This window comes from Brevundimonas sp. FV1ye7S (assembly GCF_058680995.1).
In genome coordinates, this window is record NZ_CM178726.1 from 1369786 (window position 1) to 1385790 (window position 16005).

Genomic DNA, 16005 nt, shown 5'->3' on the forward strand with positions numbered 1-16005 from the left:
TCCGCTGACCATTCGCAGGCAGTAGTCGCGCCGCGTCGAAGCCGGATTCCCGGTCGCCATTCGATTCGCGCCTGCCCGCTTCGGACCCGGAATGATCTGGATTTATTTGCTGATCCTCACCGCGCTCAGCGCCGCCGCCTTTTTTGGCGGACGCGAGCTGGCGCGTCGTCGCGCCGTTGGCGCGCATCCCCACTCGCGTCCGGGGCAGCACGGCGCCTACGCGCTGATCTGGGTCGCTGCGCCCGCTCTGCTGGTTCTTATCCTTCTCAGCGTTTTTGCTGCGCCGCTGGAGCGTCAGTTGACCGCCGCCGGCACGCCCGACGTGGTGGCCGAGCTTGAGCACTTCCGCCGCGACGCCTTCTTCGCCGACGCCCACCGGGTCGGTCGGGGCGAGCCGGCCCTTCAGATCTGGGAACGGCCCCTGGCCGAACAGCTTCCGGTCGAAGCTCGCCGCATGGTGCGGATCGAACGCACCCTGCAATGGGGCGGCGGGGTCGCCGCTATCCTGGCCGCTATTCTCGGCGGCCTGTTCGCCCTGACCCAGATCAAGCCCCAGACCCGCGCGCGCAACCGGGTCGAAGGCTGGATTTACGGCGCCCTGTTTATCTGTTCCGCCATCGCCGTGCTGACGACCTTGGGCATCATCGCCTCGCTGGCCTTCGACTCCTTCCGCTTCTTCCAGAAGGTGCCGATCTTCGACTTCCTGTTCGGCACCCAATGGAGCCCGCAGATCGCCATCCGGGCCGACCAGGTGGGATCCACCGGCGCCTTCGGGGCCGTGCCCCTGTTCGTCGGCACCATGCTGATCATGTCGATCGCCATGTGTGTGGCGGCGCCGATCGGGCTGCTGTCCGCCATCTATCTTTCGGAATACGCCAGCCGAACCACACGGGCCGTCATCAAGCCGCTGCTCGAGATTCTCGCCGGCGTGCCGACCGTGGTCTACGGCTTCTTCGCCGCCCTGACGGTGGGACCCATCCTGCGCGTCTTCTTCAATGAGATCGGCCTGTTCCTGATGGGCGGACCGCTGGACGGACTGGGCCAGTATCTCGCTCTGGTTCAGAACCAGATGGCCCTGACGGCCGGCGCGGTGATGGGCATCATGCTGATCCCCTTCGTCTCGTCCCTGTCCGACGACATTCTGAACGCGGTGCCGCAGTCGCTGCGCGACGGCTCGTTCGCCATGGGGGCGACCAAGTCCGAGACGGTCAAGCGGGTTCTGTTGCCCGCCGCCCTGCCGGGCATCGCCGGCGCCCTGTTGCTGGCCGTGTCGCGCGCCATCGGCGAGACCATGATCGTCACCATGGCCGCCGGCCTGGCCGCCAACCTGACCTTCAATCCGCTGGATACGGTGACCACCGTCACGGTGCAGATCGTGACCCTGCTGACGGGCGACCAGGAGTTCAACAGCGCCAAGACCCTGTCGGCCTTCGGCCTGGGACTGACCCTGTTCATGGTCACTCTGGTGCTGAACATCATCGCTCACCGGATCGTCCAGACCTATCGGGAACAATATGACTGACGCGACCCCCGATCAGATCGACGGCGCGGCCGCAAAAGGGCGGCTGGATCGTCTGCGCGCCGGCCTCAAGCGCCGTCACGCGAAAGAGACGCGGTTCAAGTGGTACGGTCGTCTGGCCATCGCGGCCGCCATGATCTTCCTGGCGATCCTGATGGTGCGTATCGTCGCCCAGGGCCACACCGCCTTCTACACCCACACCGTCACCGTGCCGGTCTATATGGACCCTGCGCGTGTGGACCGGGCCTATCCGCAAGGCTCGAACTTCGAACAGATGGCGGCCGAACAGCAACTGAAGCGCTGGGGCATTCAGGACGATGCGGCGGGCGACGCCGCTCGCCAGATGAAGGCCCTGTTTTCTTCCGAGCTGAAGTTCGTCGCCGCCGACCTGGTCGCCAAGCGGTCGGACGTCATCGGCGAGACCGTGCCCTTGGCCGTGCCTCTGTCAGACGAGGCGGACCTGTATCTGAAGGGCGAAATCTCGAAGGAGACGCCGGAAGACCAGCGCCGTCTGACCGACCAGCAGCTCGCCTGGCTGGATCGGATGCAGGCCGAAGGCGTCGTCGGTTCGCACTTCAACACCGCCCTGTTCACCAACGGCGACTCGACCCAGCCGGAACTGGCGGGCGTGCTGGGCGCCGTGGTCGGTTCCGCGCTGATGCTGATGGTCACGGCCCTGATCGCCATTCCGTTGGGCGTCGGCGCCGCCGTCTGGCTGGAAGAGTTCGCGCCGAAGAACAAGCTGACCGACATCATCGAGGTCAATATCAACAACCTCGCCGCCGTGCCGTCGATCGTCTACGGCCTGCTGGGTCTGGCCCTGTTCATCAACTGGATGCATCTGCCGCGCGCCAGCCCGATCGTCGGTGGTCTGGTCCTGGCCCTGATGGCCCTGCCGACCCTGGTGATCGCCACCCGCTCGGCGCTGAAGGCCGTCCCTCCGTCCATTCGCGAGGCCGCCCTGGCCATGGGCGCCTCCAAGACCCAGACGGTGTTCAGCCACGTCCTGCCTCTGGCCATGCCCGGCGTGATGACCGGCGCCATCATCTCCATGGCGCACGCCCTGGGCGAGACTGCGCCGCTGCTCCTGATCGGCATGGTCAGCTTCGTTCCCGGCGTGCCGCATGCGATCGACCAGCCGGTCGGCGCCCTGCCTTCGCTGATCTACATCTGGGAGAACGCCTCCGAGCGGGCGTTCCACGAACGCACCGCTGCTGCGATCATCGTTCTTCTGGTCTTCATGATCATCATGAACACGGCGGCCATCATCCTGAGGCGGCGCTTCGAGCGTCGGTGGTAAGAGAATGAAATTCCGTATCTTCCGTTCTGCTGAAGACCAGACCGGCGCCGGCGCCGCCGATCCGACCGAGTCCGTTCGCATGGGCGGCCAGGTCTTGCCCGAAGCCACGTCCTCCAAAGCCGCCTCCGCCGTGGAAGCCCGGCTTGAAGACGCCACGCCTGTGAGCGGCCCGACCGTGGTCGCCACTCCGCCGACCGGTCCGATCAAGATCGCGGCGCGTGACGTCTCCGTCTTCTATGACGGCAAGCAGGCGCTTTACGACGTCTCGCTGGATATTCCGGACAAGACGGTCACGGCCCTGATCGGCCCTTCGGGCTGCGGCAAGTCGACCTTCCTGCGGACCATGAACCGCATGAACGACACGATTGCGGGCTGCAAGGTCACCGGCCGCATCGCGATGGACGACGAGGACATCAACGATCGGTCCATCGACCCGGTCCTGTTGCGCGCCCGTGTCGGCATGGTGTTCCAGCGCCCGAACCCCTTCCCGAAATCCATCTACGAAAACGTCGCCTACGGCCCCAAGATCCATGGGCTGGTCAGCGCCAAGTCCGAGATGGACGGCGTGGTCGAAAGCGCCCTGAAGCGCGCCGGCCTGTGGGAAGAGGTCGCCGACCGCCTGCAGTCGTCGGCCATGGGGCTGTCGGGTGGTCAGCAGCAGCGTCTGGTCATCGCCCGCGCCATCGCGGTGAACCCCGAAGTCATCCTGATGGACGAGCCCTGCTCGGCCCTGGACCCCATCGCCACCGCGCGGATCGAGGAACTGATCGACGAACTGCGTGAGCGGTTCTGCATCGTCATCGTCACCCACTCGATGGCCCAGGCTGCACGGGTTTCGCAGCGCACCGCCTTCTTCCACATGGGTCGTCTGGTCGAGACCGGCGACACGGAAGACATCTTCCAGAACCCGCGTGAGCGGCGCACCCTGGACTACATCACGGGACGCTTCGGCTGATGAACCAGCACACGGTCAAGGCTTACGGCGACGAGCTGAACCAGATCACGGCCGAGGTCGCCCGCATGGGCGGCCTGGCCGAGGCCCAGGTCTCGGACGCCATCGATTCCGTCGCCCGGCGGGACGTGGCCTTGGCGCGCGCCGTCGTGGATCGCGACCTGAAGCTCGACGCCCTGCAACGGGATATCGAGCGGAAGGCCATCCGTCTGATCGCCCTGCGCCAGCCGGTCGCCAGCGACCTGCGTCGGACCCTGGGCGCCATGAAGATGGCGTCAGACCTGGAACGCACCGGCGACCTGGCCAAGAACATCGCCAAGCGGGCGCTGATCCTGGCGGAAGCCGAGCCGATGCAGCCCCTGACGCGTTCGATCGAGCGGATGGGGCGCCTGGTTTCGACCCGTCTGCGCGACGTTCTGGACGCCTACACCGCTTCCGAGCTCGATCGCGCCGTGGCCGTCTGGCAGACGGACGACGAGGTGGACGAGCATTACAACGCCCTGTTCCGCGAACTGCTGACCTACATGATGGGCGACCCGCGCACGATCGGCGCCTGCACCCATCTGTTGTTCATGGCCAAGAATCTGGAACGGATCGGCGACCACGCGACCAATATCGCCGAGACCGTTCACTACGAGATCACCGGCGACGACATGGTGGGCGAGCGTCCGCGCGCCCTGCCGGGAGCGGAAGACGAGACCTCGACCCCCAACCTGACGACCAACTCGCACTAAGCCGAGACCGGAGACCCGAAGTGCAGCCCTATATCCTTGTGATGGAAGACGAGGACGCGCTGGCGACCCTGCTTCAGTACAATCTCGAGAAGGAAGGTTACGACGTCGCCGTCGCTTCCGACGGTGAAGAGGGCATGCTGCAGATCGATGAGCGTCAGCCCGATCTGGTCCTGCTGGACTGGATGCTGCCCAAGCTGTCCGGCATCGAGGTCTGCCGCCGCATTCGGGGCAAGGCCGAGACGCGCAACCTGCCGGTCATCATGCTGACGGCGCGGGGCGAGGAAAGCGATCGGGTTCGCGGCCTGGACACCGGAGCCGACGACTATCTGACCAAACCCTTCTCGATGGTCGAACTGATCGCCCGCATCCGCGCCGTGCTGCGCCGCATCCGGCCGGGCCTGGCCGACGATCGTCTGAACCACGGCGACATCATCATCGACCGCGTCTCGCACCGGGTGAAGCGCTCGGGCCAGGAAGTGCATCTGGGCCCGACCGAGTTCCGACTGCTGGATCATTTCATGCAGCACCCGGGCCGGGTGTTCAGCCGTGAGCAACTGCTGGACGCCGTCTGGGGCTCCGACGTCTATGTCGAGGCCCGCACGGTGGACGTCCATGTCGGCCGGCTGCGCAAGGCCCTGTCCATCGGCGATGACAGCGCCAACCCGATCCGCACCGTGCGCTCGGCGGGCTATTCGCTGGATCTGGAAGGCTAGATAAAAAGGGGGCGGCCGGATCGGCCGCCCCTTTTCCATTCAGATCTGTTCGGCGACGACCTCGTCCGGCTCCAGGGCGTAGACGGTGGCGCAGTATTCGCAGGTGACGCGGATCTTGCCGTCGTCCTCGACCATGTCGGCGCGTTCGGCGGGGTCGAAAGAGGCCAGGACCGAGGCGATGCGCTCCCTGGAGCAACGACAGACGGCCGTCAGCGCCCGTGCGCCTTCCAGCCGCACGCCGTCTTCGTGAAACAGGCGGAACAGCAGGGTCTCAGGCGAGATGGTCGGGTCGATCAGCTCGTCGTCGCCCAGGGTGCCGAACAGGGCGCGGGTGCGGTCCCAGATCTCTTCGGTGGAGCCTCGCGCCTCGTCGCCGGCGATGATCTGGATCATCGCCCCGCCGGCGCGCCACTGCGAGCCCGCCTCGGTCAGGACCTCGCCGACGGCCAGGCGCACCTTGGTCGGAACCTGTTCGGACTGCTGGAAATAGTGTTCGGCGCACAGCGACAGGCTTTCGCCCTCTATGGGCGTGATCCCCTGGGTGCGTTCGAAATCGGGGCCGCGATCCAGGGTCATGACGAAGACGCCCTGGCCCAGCAGGGTCTGGGCGCCGGGACGAGCGAAGCCCTGGGACGCCTCGGCCACCTCGGCCTCGTCATAGCGGCAGTAGCCGCGCAGCGTGCCGTCGGTGCCATAGTCGGCGACGACATAGCGCACCGGGCCGTCGCCCTGGGCCTGGACCATCAGCCGGCCGTCGAACTTCAGGCTGGAGCCGATCAGGGCGGCAAGCGCGCAGGCCTCGCCCAGAAGGGCGGCGACCGGCTCGGGATAGGCGTGGGCGGCCAGAATCTTGTCGATGGTCGCGCCCAGCCGGACCAGACGGCCGCGCACGGGCCAGCCCTCGATCTGGAAGGCGGCGGCCAGATCGTCGGAAACGGCGGATTGAGGCGCGTGATCGGTCACGGCAAGGTCCTTGAACGGCGTCATTTCGGGATCGCGGCTATTTAGGCGCCCTGAGCCGCCTTGATAAGGGGGACGATGATCGGGGACGAATTTGCGCGCCGGCGCGGCGGCCCGCAAACCCGCGCGCAGGCCTCGAAAAACCTGTAGAATCCGCCTCGACAAATCCGGAAAAACCTCGAGAAATTGTCGAGGTCTGGAAGCGAGGAACGGTCGATGAGCGCGAAACCTGTGCTGAAGCCCCTGGGCGAGCAGTCCATCGTCGTCACCGGCGCGACCTCGGGCGTGGGGCTGGCGACGGTGCGGCGGGCGGCGCGGGCCGGCGCCCGGGTGTTTCTGATCGCGCGGGGCGAACGGGACTTGCGGGCCCTGTGCGAGGAGTTGCAGGCCCAAGGGGCGCGTGTGGCCTGGGCCGTTGCCGACGTGGCCGATCCCGAGGTGTTGAAGGCGGCGGTCGAGAAATGCGTGCGGCTGTTCGGCGGCTTCGACACCTGGGTCAACAACGCCGGGGTCGGGATGTTCGGGTCGATCCGCGAGACGAGGCTGGAGGATCAGCGCCGCCTGTTCGAGACCAACTATTGGGGCGTGGTCAATGGGTCTCTGGCGGCGGCGGAGCATCTGCGGACGCGGCCGGGCGGCGGGGCGATCATTAATGTCGGCTCGATCCTGTCGGACCTGCCGCTGCCGGTGCAGGGCGTCTATGCGGCGTCCAAACATGCGGTGAAGGGGTTCACCAACGCCCTGCGGATCGAACTGTTGCGCGAGCAGGCGCCCGTAACGGTCAGCCTGGTCAAGCCCGGCGCGATCGATACCCCCTACAGCCGTCACGCCCGCAACCTGACCGGCCAGGCGGTGCATAATCCCCAGCCGGTCTATGCGACCCATGTGGTCGCCGACACCATCCTGTATTGCGCCACCCATCCGATCCGCGAGATCACGGTCGGCGGGGGAGGGCGCGTCATCGCGTCTTTCTACTCAGCTTTGCCGGGGATTGCGGAACCTCTTCTGGCGCGGTTCGCTCCATCTTTGATGCGGGACCGCCGTTCCGCCTATCGGCCGTATGACGACGGGCTCTATGACCCGACCGAGGACGGCCTCGATGAAGAGGTTCACTATCCCATGGTCCGTAATTTCAGCGCCCTGGCCGAAGTCCGCAAACATCCGGGCGTCACCGCCGGCAGCCTCGTCGCCCTTGCGGCCGGCGCCGCCGTGGTCCTGTATCTGACCCAGCGCAGCGGACCGACGCGCTATCAGCGTATCAAGACCCGTATTGATCCGCGCGGATGGGTGGACACGGAAGACCTGCGCGACCGTTTCCACGACGCCGTCGACGCCTTCCGTCATCGGGCCGAAGACGCGGGCGAGCGGGCCGGAGACTTCTCCCGCGAGGCTCGCCATCGCGCGGCTGATGCGGCCCATGATGCGCGGGGCCGGGCGGACGAATGGTTCCGCTCCACCCGCAAAGGTTCAAAGAAGGCGCTGAAGAAGCACGGCAAGACGGCCCACCGTTATGCCGACGACGCCGGCGCCTATGCCCGCGATCACGCCCGCGAGGGCGGGGCCTTGCTGGCGGTGGCCACCATCGCCGCCGCTGTCGGCGCGGCTGTGCTGGAAAGCCGTCGCCCCGACAGCCACGTGCGCCGTATCGCGCGCTTCTGATATTTCTTGCCGTCCGCCGCGACGAATTTCGCGGCGGACGGCAAGGTTTAAGCGAAACTGAGCCTGTTCATCAGCAAGGCTCGGCTTTGCTGCGAGGGCGAAGGCGGCTAAGACCCCGCCCATGAGCGCGCGCCCCACACTGATCTTCGACTTCGATTCGACCCTGGTCGGGTTCGAGACCCTGGAAGCCCTGGCCGATATCGCCCTGGCGGGATCGCCCGAGGCCGATCAGGTCCGGGCTCAGATCGCAGATCTGACAGACAGGGCCATGTCCGGTGAAATCGCATTCGGCGAGGCGCTGCGCCGCCGTCTGGCCCTGCTGCCCCTGACCCGCGCCCATATCGCGACCCTGGCCGAGACGGCGCCGGATCACCTGACCGCCTCGGTGCGGCGCAACCTGAATTTCTTCCAGCAGCACAAGGGCAAGGTGGTCATCCTGTCCGGCGGCTTCCGCGAGGTGATCGCGCCGGTGGCCGAGATGCTGGGCGTCTCGCCTGACCGGGTGCTGTGTAACGACCTGGTCTATGACGCCGACGACCGGGTGACGGGTGTCGATGACGCGAATCCCCTGTCCCAGGCCGACGGCAAGCCGGCCGTCATCCACGCCCAGAAGCTGTCGGGTCGGGTCGTCATGGTCGGCGACGGCTGGAACGACGCCGAGGTCAAGCTGGCCGGCGCCGCCGACGTCTTCTACGCCTTCACCGAGGTCGCCCGCCGCCCCTCGGTGGTCGAGGTCGCCGACGCCGAGGCCGCATCGCTGGACGAGGTGCTGCACGCCGAAGGCCTGGTCGGCCGCTGGTCCTTCCCGCGCAGCCGGATGAAGATGCTGCTGCTTGAGAACATCCACCCCGCCGCCGTCGAACGGCTGGAGGAGGCCGGCTATTCGGTCGAGACGGTCAAGGGCGCCCTGGACGAGGACGACCTGATCGCCGCCATCAAGGGCGTGCATGTGCTGGGCATCCGCTCCAAGACCACGGTCAGCCGTCGGGTGCTGGAAGAGGCCGACCGGCTGATGGCCGTCGCCGCCTTCTGCATCGGCACCAACCAGATCGATCTGGACGCAGCCTCCGATCACGGCGTGGCGGTGTTCAACGCCCCCTATTCGAACACGCGCTCGGTCGTGGAACTGGCCATCGGTCTGATGATCGTCCTGATGCGCGACGTGGTGGACAAGTCGGCCGCCATGCACGTGGGCCAATGGAACAAGTCGGCGACCGGGTCGAAGGAGCTGCGCGGCAAGACCCTGGGCATCGTCGGCTATGGCGCCATCGGCAGCCAGTTGTCGGTCCTGGCCGAGAACCTGGGCATGCGTGTGCTGTTCTATGATCTGTCGGAGCGGCTGGCCCTCGGCAACGCCCGGCGCATGCGCTCGCTGGACGCCCTGCTGGCGGAGAGCGACGTCGTGACCCTGCACGTCGACGGGCGTCGCGAGAATTCCAACATCTTCGGCGCGGCCCAGTTCGCGCGGATGAAGGAGGGGGCGCTGTTCCTGAACCTGTCGCGCGGCCATGTGGTCGATGTCGGCGCCCTGGCCCAGGCCATGGGATCGGGCCGGGTCGCGGGGGCGGCGGTGGACGTCTTCCCCGAGGAGCCGCGCACCAATTCGGATCCGTTCGAAAGCCCGTTGCAGGGGATGAAGAACATGATCCTGACGCCGCACATCGGCGGTTCGACCGAGGAGGCTCAGGAAGCCATCGCCGAGTTCGCGGCCGAGCGTCTGCTGGGCTATCTGAACCGGGGCGACACAACCTTCAGCGTCAACCTGCCGAACGTGCAACTGGCCGAGGTGTCGGGCGCGCACCGGATCCTGCACATCCACAAGAACCAGCCCGGCGTGTTGGCTGAGCTGAACCGGGCCTTGGCGGCGGCGGGGCTGAACATCCTGGGTCAGCATCTGAAGACCGACGAGCGCACCGGCTATGTCATCACCGACGTGGACCGCGACTACGACCCCGAGGCGCTGCGGACGTTGAAGACCGTGCCGGGCACGCTTAAGTTCCGCACCCTGCATTGACGGAACGACCCGTTATCTTCCGAAGGCTGACGTAACGGCATCTTGCGCTCGCCGCAGAGTGGCGCATCCTCCCGAGTAACGGCCGCGATACACGACGGCTGTGGGAGGAAATAAATGTCACGCTATCTCACCGGCGGCGCCGTCGCCGCCCTGGTCGTCGCCGCCTGCGCCTTTGCGGGCTCGGCCTCGGCCCAGACCTACAATCGCCTGGTCGTGTTCGGCGACAGCCTGAGCGACAACGGCAATCTGTATCTGGCTTCGGGCGGGACGCAGCCGCCCAGCCCGCCCTATTACCAGGGACGATTCTCCACCGGTCCGGTCTTCACCGAACTGCTGGGCTTCAACGCCGTCAATTTCACCGGCTCCGTCAGCGGCAGCATCAACTACGCCTTCGGCGGCGCCCGCACCGACGCCTCGGCCGGCCCTCCGCCGGGCATGTTGACCCAGCTGGCCGCCTACACCAGCCGGGGCGGGACCTTCGGGTCCAATGACCTGGTCAGCGTCCTGGGCGGCGCCAACGACATCTTCCAGGGACTGCCCGCAGCCGGCGCATCGGCAAGCCCGGTCGGCGCCATCACTCCGGTCGCGACGTCGGCCGCCGCCAACGTCAACAGCCTGGTCAACAGCGTCGCCGGCGCGGGGGCGGGGACGATACTGGTCACCAATCTGCCCAAGCTCAGCCTCACGCCGCAGTTCCGTGGCACGGCTGCGGCCCCCCTGGCCGACTATGCGGTGACGACCTTCAATACGGCCCTGCTGACGGGGTTGAACACCACGGCCGCCGCACGCTCGGGCAGCAACATCATCCTGATGGACCTGTTCAAGATCGGCGACACACTGGCCGCCGATCCGGGTCAGTTCGGCATCACCAACGTGACCCAGGCCTGTTTCAACGGGGTGACGGTCTGTTCGAACCCGAACAGCTATTTCTACTTCGACGGGGTCCATCCCACCGCAGCCGGGCACCAGATCATCGCCCGTCTGGCGACCGACTACCTCTACTATGGCGACATCGGGTCCCAGGCGGCCCTGCAGGGCGAGACCACATTCCGGCACCGCGAGGACGCCCTGGATGCAGCCAGCGAGGCCCTGTCGGGTCGTGAAGCCTGGGAGGCCGGCGTGGCGGTCACCGCCTCGGCCATGGTCGACAGCGTGGACACGGACGCGCGCCATTCGGTCACCGAGTCGTCCAGCGACGGCTGGGGCGGTCGGATTGCGCTTGAGGCGGGACCGTCGGCGAACTGGCGGTTCGGCATGGCCGGCACGGCGCGCAAGACCGACGTCGAAAGCCAGGCCCTGACCTTCAACGTCGAGAGCTTCGGCCTGGATCTGTATGGCGGCTGGCGCTCAGGCGACCTGTTCGTCAATGCGGCGGTCGGGGTGGCGCGCGACAATATCGACGACATCGAGCGCGTCACCAGTCTGGCGCCCATCGTCCATACGGCCGAGACCCGCGCCTTCAGCACGGGCGCGCGGCTGCAGGGCGGGATGTGGTTCGACATGGGTGGTGTGGCCCTGTCGCCCCGTGCGGCCGTGACCTGGGCCACCAGCGACGTCGACGGCTATTGGGAGCAGGGCGTCGCCGCCCAGTACGAATATGAGGATCGCGAGATGAAGGCGATCAGCGGCGAGGTGGCGCTGCGGGCCGAGGCGGAGATGGGCGGGTTCGGCCTGTTCGCCGAGGGCGGTTATCGCGACGCCCTGGACGACAGTTCCGACCCGGTGCGCGTCGGCCTCTACAACAACCCGGCGCAGGTGCTGGAGCGGGAGGTCGAGGATCCGTTCGGCGGCCAGTTCCTGGCCTCGGCCGGGGTCGAAGGGTCGCTGGGGCCCGTCAAGGTGACGATCGCCTATCGCGGCCGGTACGGCGAACACGCCGACAGCCATATGGGCGGCGTTCAGTTGCGGCTGCCGCTGTAAGAGGGAAGGCGGGGAAGGGGCCTCAGCGCCCCTTCTTGCGCACCCACATGGCGGCGTCCGCCTCGGTCAGCCAGATTTCGGGGTCGGTGTGGCCGTCCCAGGCGCGCACGCCGAACGAGCCGCCCAGCGGCGTCTGCTGGCCGTTCCAGACGAAGCCCTCGGTCTTCAGCGCCTCGGCCAACTGGCGCGCCTTGGCCCGGCCTTCGTCGACGCCGGCGTTCAGCATCAGCAAAGCGAATTCGTCGCCGCCCAGGCGGCCTACGGCGTCCGATTCGCGCAGATGGCCCAGCAGCATCCGCGCCACCGCCACCAGGGCCGCGTCGCCCGCGGCGTGGCCCAGCCGGTCGTTGACCCCCTTGAATCCGTCCATATCCAGATAAAGCAGCACCGCCGGCACGCCGTGGCGCTGGCAATAGGCCATGGTCCGCTGCAGGGCGGCGACGAAGCCGCGGCGGTTCAGGGCCGGGGTCAGGACGTCGTGGTCGGCCGCCGCCTCGGCCGCAGCGGCGCGCTGTTTCCAGGCGTCCAACTCGGCGCGCAGGCGCGCGATCTCGGCGGTCAGGTCGTGTTCGGCCACGTCGGTCACGGCGCAGGCTGGCTCCGGCGGCGCGACTCAACCGGACGCGCGATAAGCGGATGTTAGAGGCTGAACGGCCGAGATTGAAGGCGGGGCCGTAGCGAAACCCGCCGTAAACACGGCCTGTATCGGTTGCGGGCGTCCGCCGCGTGCTGTAACGGGCGGCCTTTCCGCGAGGGGCCTTGAAGATATGGCGACTTCCGCAACGCCGGTGGCGATCATCATGGGCAGTCGGTCCGACTGGCCGACGATGAAGCTGGCCGCCGACAAACTGGATCAGTTGGGCGTCGCCTGGACGGCCAAGGTCGTCAGCGCGCACCGCACCCCCCAGCGGCTGGTCGAGTTTTCGACCGGCGCCAAGGCGGCGGGTTTCAAGGTCATCATCGCCGGGGCCGGGGGCGCCGCCCACCTGCCGGGCATGGCCGCCTCGATGACCGAACTGCCGGTGCTGGGCGTGCCGGTCCAGTCCAAGGCCCTGAAGGGCATGGATAGTCTGTTGTCCATCGTGCAGATGCCCGCCGGGGTTCCGGTCGCCACCCTGGCGATCGGCGAGGCGGGCGCGGCCAACGCCGGCATACTGGCCGCCCAGATCCTGGCCTTGTCGGACGAAGCCCTGGCGGCGCGTCTGGCCGCCTTCCGCGCCGCCCTGACGGATTCCGTCGCCGAAACCGTCGAGGACTGAGTGCCCACGCTTCCGCTTCCCCCCGGTTCGACCCTCGGCATTCTCGGCGGCGGCCAACTGGGCCGGATGCTGAGCCAGGCGGCTGCACGCCTGGGCTTCGACGTGGTCATCCTGGATCCGGAGCCCGACAGCCCGGCGGGCCGGGTCTCCACCGCCCAGATCGTCGCCGCCTATGACGACCCCGAGGCCCTGACGGCCCTGGGCCGGGCCGCCGACGTCGTGACCTTCGAGTTCGAGAACGTGCCCGCCGCCTCCATCGAACGGCTGGCCGAGGCCGGCGCCCTGGTCGCGCCCGGACCGACCGCCCTGCGCGTGTCGCAGGACCGGGTGGAGGAAAAGACCTTCCTGAACGCCGTCGGCGCCCCGACGGTCGAGTTCGCCGTGGTCGATACGCTGGACGATCTGGTCCTCGGCCTGACGACCCTGGGTCTGCCCGCCCTGCTGAAGACTCGCCGCGAAGGCTATGACGGCAAGGGCCAGGTCTGGATCCGCACTCTGGAGGAGGCCCCCGCCGCGCTGGAAAGCCTGGGCGGCCGCCCGGCCATTCTGGAGGCCAGGGCGAGCTTCGTGCGCGAACTGTCGGTGATCGCCGCCCGCGACTGGGACGGCCATATGGCGGTCTATCCGCTGGGCGAGAACCGGCACGAGGGCGGGGTGCTGCGCACCACACTGGCGCCGGCCACGGTGGACGAGAAGACCCAGGTCCGCGCCCGCGCCATCGCCGAAGCCATCCTGGACGGGCTGGACTATGTCGGGGTCCTGGGGGTCGAGCTTTTCGACATTCCGGTTGCGGGCGGCGAGGACGTCCTGCTGGTCAACGAGATCGCGCCGCGCGTTCACAACACCGGCCACTGGACCCAGGACGGTTGCGTCTGCGACCAGTTCGAACAACATATCCGCGCGGTGGCCGGATGGCCTCTGGGGCCGACGTCGGCTCACGCCCGCGTCGAGATGAAGAACCTGCTGGGCGACGAGGTCGAGCAGTGGCGCGCCCTGGCCGGCAAGTCGGACGAACGCCTGCACCTGTACGGCAAGGCCGAGGCCCGTCCCGGCCGCAAGATGGCCCATGTGAACCGTGTGCTGGGCGCAGTCTGAAACAATGCGGGCGAAGCGCCGCAGCTAGGACGAAAGGTCCGGGCGGGGCGGCTTGCATTCCGGGCGTCGCGGGTCGATCTGGACATGGTGATGTCTTCCCCTGCCATAGTGATCATCGGCGCCGGCGTGCTGGGCCTGAGTACGGCCTTCGAGCTGACGCGACGCGGCCATAGGGTGACTGTGGTCGACCCCGGCGGACCCAACGCCTCGCGGGTGGCGGCGGGCATGGTGGCGCCGGCCATGGAGGCGGCGATCGACGATGTCTCGCCGGACCGGGCGGCGCTTCTGCGTGCGGGACGCGATCTGTGGCCCGCCTTCGCCCAGGCGTCCGGCGTGGCCTTCGGGCGGCGTCCGGCCGAGTGGCGCGGCGGAGACGTGGACGGCATGGCGGCGCGGCTGATGGCCCTGGGTTTCGAAGCCCGACGCGACGGCGATCGGGTGATCACGGACGAGGACGGTCAGATCCAGCCGGAACAGGCGATGGCGGCCCTGCACGCCGCGCTCGGCGACGGGATCATCCAGGGGCGCGTGGTCCGGCTGACCGCCCAGTCCGACGGCTGGACCATCGAACTGGACGATCGGACGCTGGCGGCCTCGGCCGTCGTGCTGGCGACAGGAGCCGGCGACGCGATTCCGGGTTCGCCGGAGGCGACGCGGACCTTGGTCGAGAACGTCCAGCCGATCCGGGGGCAGATCGGGGTGGCCAAGGCGGATCTGGCGTCCCATGCCTTGCGCGGGCCGGGGGCCTATGTCGCGCCTATGACCGGCGGAGCGGTCATAGGCGCGACGATGGAGCCGGGACGCCGCGACACCGTGCCCGACCCGGCTGTGGGCGAACGCCTGCTTGAGGCGGCCTGGCGGGTGCTGGGGCGCTCGCCCGAACCGCTGGACATCGAATGGCGCGCCGGGGTGCGCGGGGCCTCGCCGGACGGGTTGCCGATGGCGGGCCCGGCGCCGGACGGCGCAGGTCTGTTTCTGGCCCTGGCGCCGCGTCGCAACGGCTGGCTGCTGGCGCCGATGGTCGGGGCCGTCGTGGCCGATGCGATCGAGGGGCGGGCGCCGTCGCCCGCAGCCCGCGCCCTCGATCCTCGACGGTTCTAGTCCGCCATCGCGAAACGGACGGTGAAGTTGACCGTCGCCCCGTCCACCGCGCGGCCATCGACCGTGCGGGGGTTCATGCGGAAGTCCCGCGTCAGGCTCATGGCCGCCCGACCGAAGCCCTGGCCGTTCGGGGTTTCGCCAGCGACGCGGCAGGCGGTCAGGCCGCCGTCGATGCGCACGACGCAAGAGAGGCTCGCGGAGCCCGACAGGCCATTCTCGGCCGCGCGCGTCGGATAGGCCCGCGCCATCTGCGCCGCCGACGGACGGCTGGCCCAGGTCGGGTTGTTGATGACCGAGACGGCGCGGATCGGCGTTTCCGTCGTCGCCGTGCCGCCTTGGACGCCGGTCGGAGCCGTGCTGACGACCAGACCCGGGGTCGCGTCGACGACAGGGACGTCCGGCGCGGCGAAGGGCGAGGGCTCCGTCGTCGGGAAGACCACCGGCGGCTTGTGGGTCGGATTTTGCGGCGCGGGCGGCGCCTTAGCCTCGACCTTCGGCAGGGGTTTCGGACGCGGCAGATCCAGGGTGACGATGGTCGGCGGCGGCGCCGGCGGAGCGACGTCGGGCGCCTTCAACTGGAACCGCTGGTTATAGAGCACCACGCCGGCGCCGACATGGGCGAGGACCGACAGGCCGATGGCCGCCCACATCCAGCGCGGCAGTGGTTTCTTGCGTTCCCCGAAGTCGATGGGGCTGACGGCGCCGGGACCCCCGGCGGCACGGATCATCATGACTGCACTCCCTCGTTCACCGCCCCCGCAGCGCCCGTAACAGAAAGT

14 protein-coding genes are annotated in these 16005 nt (G+C 68.2%); 11 read left to right on the plus strand and 3 right to left on the minus strand.

From position 1 onward, the window contains the following. Window positions 1–91: 91 nt before the first annotated feature. Genes pstC through phoB form a run of 5 tightly spaced genes read left to right on the plus strand, consistent with a single transcriptional unit; the run spans window position 92 to window position 5218 of the window. Window positions 92–1522: a phosphate ABC transporter permease subunit PstC gene (gene pstC / locus ACW18C_RS06510; protein WP_154725192.1), complete on the plus strand. Its 1431-nt coding sequence runs from the start codon at window positions 92–94 to the stop codon at window positions 1520–1522. After that, on the plus strand, window positions 1515–2819 hold the full coding sequence (gene pstA, locus ACW18C_RS06515; RefSeq protein WP_292148194.1) for a phosphate ABC transporter permease PstA: 1305 nt from the start codon (window positions 1515–1517) through the stop codon (window positions 2817–2819). Before pstC ends, pstA begins: the two co-directional genes overlap by 8 nt. Before the next feature lie 4 nt (window positions 2820–2823). Then, entirely contained in the window at window positions 2824–3774 is a 951-nt protein-coding gene (gene pstB / locus ACW18C_RS06520; RefSeq protein ID WP_183195750.1) for a phosphate ABC transporter ATP-binding protein PstB, read from the plus strand. Beyond that, window positions 3774–4505: a phosphate signaling complex protein PhoU gene (gene phoU, locus ACW18C_RS06525; protein WP_008262987.1), complete on the plus strand. Its 732-nt coding sequence runs from the start codon at window positions 3774–3776 to the stop codon at window positions 4503–4505. Before pstB ends, phoU begins: the two co-directional genes overlap by 1 nt. A 20-nt stretch (window positions 4506–4525) precedes the next feature. Then, the gene (phoB, locus tag ACW18C_RS06530; RefSeq protein ID WP_035307610.1) at window positions 4526–5218 is read left to right on the plus strand and encodes a phosphate regulon transcriptional regulator PhoB; all 693 of its coding nucleotides are present in this window, start codon (window positions 4526–4528) and stop codon (window positions 5216–5218) included. A 39-nt stretch (window positions 5219–5257) separates the two neighbouring features. Here the strand turns inward: phoB and ACW18C_RS06535 are convergent, their stop codons facing one another. Then, the gene (locus ACW18C_RS06535) at window positions 5258–6181 is read right to left on the minus strand and encodes an Hsp33 family molecular chaperone (protein ID WP_492073571.1); all 924 of its coding nucleotides are present in this window, start codon (window positions 6179–6181) and stop codon (window positions 5258–5260) included. A 213-nt stretch (window positions 6182–6394) separates the two neighbouring features. Between ACW18C_RS06535 and ACW18C_RS06540 the strand changes: the two genes are divergently transcribed. The 3 genes from ACW18C_RS06540 (at window position 6395) to ACW18C_RS06550 (ending at window position 11771) form a co-directional block, all read left to right on the plus strand. After that, window positions 6395–7837, plus strand: a complete 1443-nt coding sequence (locus ACW18C_RS06540) for an SDR family oxidoreductase (protein WP_492073572.1) — start codon at window positions 6395–6397, stop codon at window positions 7835–7837. A 121-nt stretch (window positions 7838–7958) separates the two neighbouring features. Beyond that, the gene (gene serA, locus ACW18C_RS06545; RefSeq protein ID WP_492073574.1) at window positions 7959–9851 is read left to right on the plus strand and encodes a phosphoglycerate dehydrogenase; all 1893 of its coding nucleotides are present in this window, start codon (window positions 7959–7961) and stop codon (window positions 9849–9851) included. Between the two features lie 114 nt (window positions 9852–9965). Further along, window positions 9966–11771 carry an autotransporter domain-containing protein gene (locus ACW18C_RS06550; RefSeq protein ID WP_492073575.1) on the plus strand — a complete coding sequence of 602 codons (1806 nt, stop codon included), beginning with the start codon at window positions 9966–9968 and terminating at the stop codon, window positions 11769–11771. A 22-nt stretch (window positions 11772–11793) separates the two neighbouring features. Here the strand turns inward: ACW18C_RS06550 and ACW18C_RS06555 are convergent, their stop codons facing one another. Beyond that, a complete protein-coding gene (locus ACW18C_RS06555; protein ID WP_154725189.1) occupies window positions 11794–12357 on the minus strand; it encodes a GGDEF domain-containing protein in 564 nt (187 codons plus the stop codon). A 181-nt stretch (window positions 12358–12538) separates the two neighbouring features. On the opposite strand from ACW18C_RS06555, the gene purE reads away from it, so the two are divergent. The 3 genes from purE (at window position 12539) to ACW18C_RS06570 (ending at window position 15226) form a co-directional block, all read left to right on the plus strand. Next, window positions 12539–13030, plus strand: a complete 492-nt coding sequence (gene purE, locus ACW18C_RS06560; protein WP_008263824.1) for a 5-(carboxyamino)imidazole ribonucleotide mutase — start codon at window positions 12539–12541, stop codon at window positions 13028–13030. Continuing rightward, window positions 13031–14125 (plus strand): 5-(carboxyamino)imidazole ribonucleotide synthase, encoded by a 1095-nt coding sequence (locus ACW18C_RS06565; protein WP_492073578.1) that lies wholly within the window; start codon window positions 13031–13033, stop codon window positions 14123–14125. 90 nt (window positions 14126–14215) lie between these two features. After that, window positions 14216–15226 carry an NAD(P)/FAD-dependent oxidoreductase gene (locus ACW18C_RS06570; protein WP_492073580.1) on the plus strand — a complete coding sequence of 337 codons (1011 nt, stop codon included), beginning with the start codon at window positions 14216–14218 and terminating at the stop codon, window positions 15224–15226. Here ACW18C_RS06570 and ACW18C_RS06575 read toward each other — a convergent pair. Then, the gene (locus ACW18C_RS06575; RefSeq protein WP_040349396.1) at window positions 15223–15957 is read right to left on the minus strand and encodes a TonB family protein; all 735 of its coding nucleotides are present in this window, start codon (window positions 15955–15957) and stop codon (window positions 15223–15225) included. The genes ACW18C_RS06570 and ACW18C_RS06575 overlap by 4 nt on opposite strands. Window positions 15958–16005: the final 48 nt, after the last annotated feature.

Excerpts from the sequence above, each read along its gene's own strand:
- ACW18C_RS06570 (WP_492073580.1), top strand. The coding sequence starts at position 14,216 with ATGTCTTCCCCTGCCATAGTGATCATCGGCGCCGGCGTGCTGGGCCTG.
- purE (WP_008263824.1), top strand. The coding sequence starts at position 12,539 with ATGGCGACTTCCGCAACGCCGGTGGCGATCATCATGGGCAGTCGGTCC.
- phoU (WP_008262987.1), top strand. The coding sequence starts at position 3,774 with ATGAACCAGCACACGGTCAAGGCTTACGGCGACGAGCTGAACCAGATC.
- ACW18C_RS06540 (WP_492073572.1), top strand. The coding sequence starts at position 6,395 with ATGAGCGCGAAACCTGTGCTGAAGCCCCTGGGCGAGCAGTCCATCGTC.
- ACW18C_RS06575 (WP_040349396.1), bottom strand. The coding sequence starts at position 15,957 with ATGATGATCCGTGCCGCCGGGGGTCCCGGCGCCGTCAGCCCCATCGAC.
- pstC (WP_154725192.1), top strand. The coding sequence starts at position 92 with ATGATCTGGATTTATTTGCTGATCCTCACCGCGCTCAGCGCCGCCGCC.
- pstB (WP_183195750.1), top strand. The coding sequence starts at position 2,824 with ATGAAATTCCGTATCTTCCGTTCTGCTGAAGACCAGACCGGCGCCGGC.
- serA (WP_492073574.1), top strand. The coding sequence starts at position 7,959 with ATGAGCGCGCGCCCCACACTGATCTTCGACTTCGATTCGACCCTGGTC.
- pstA (WP_292148194.1), top strand. The coding sequence starts at position 1,515 with ATGACTGACGCGACCCCCGATCAGATCGACGGCGCGGCCGCAAAAGGG.
- ACW18C_RS06550 (WP_492073575.1), top strand. The coding sequence starts at position 9,966 with ATGTCACGCTATCTCACCGGCGGCGCCGTCGCCGCCCTGGTCGTCGCC.